Annotated in this window: 1 protein-coding gene; it reads right to left on the bottom strand. The window is 38.2% G+C overall.

All coding sequences use genetic code 11. From position 1 onward, the window contains the following. Positions 1-132 precede the first annotated feature (132 nt). Positions 133-291: an AAA family ATPase gene (locus tag AWB54_RS16470; RefSeq protein WP_268873660.1), complete on the bottom strand. Its 159-nt coding sequence runs from the start codon at positions 289-291 to the stop codon at positions 133-135. Positions 292-301 lie beyond the last annotated feature (10 nt).

The following is a 301-nucleotide window of genomic DNA, read 5'->3' as shown; positions in this document are numbered from 1 at the left end:
GCGATGCCATTCCTATACAGATAGTTTTGTCATCAGAAATTATCCGAGGAGTCTAAAGCAGATTCCTCGGAGTTACAACACTTCAGAAGAATTATGGTGGATAAAATAATTGCTGGGATATGGACTGTTATCTCAGAAGTCAGATAATTGTCCCGCCAGGATTAAGATGAATGGATTTTCTGAGTCCATATTGAAATTAAAAATTATCCGTAAATCCTCTAGCAGCTTGTTGGAAGCCATGTGAATCTCATCTAAAATGATAACAGGTGTAACCCGGCGCTCATAATACATGGAACCAATT

It is taken from the genome of Syntrophomonas wolfei subsp. methylbutyratica (assembly GCF_001570625.1).
Taxonomy (GTDB): domain Bacteria; phylum Bacillota; class Syntrophomonadia; order Syntrophomonadales; family Syntrophomonadaceae; genus Syntrophomonas; species Syntrophomonas methylbutyratica.
This window is presented reverse-complemented; position numbering and strand designations above follow the sequence as displayed.

Bases quoted from the DNA above. Each gene is read 5' to 3' on its own strand.
- AWB54_RS16470 (WP_268873660.1), bottom strand. From the start codon at position 291: ATGTATTATGAGCGCCGGGTTACACCTGTTATCATTTTAGATGAGATT.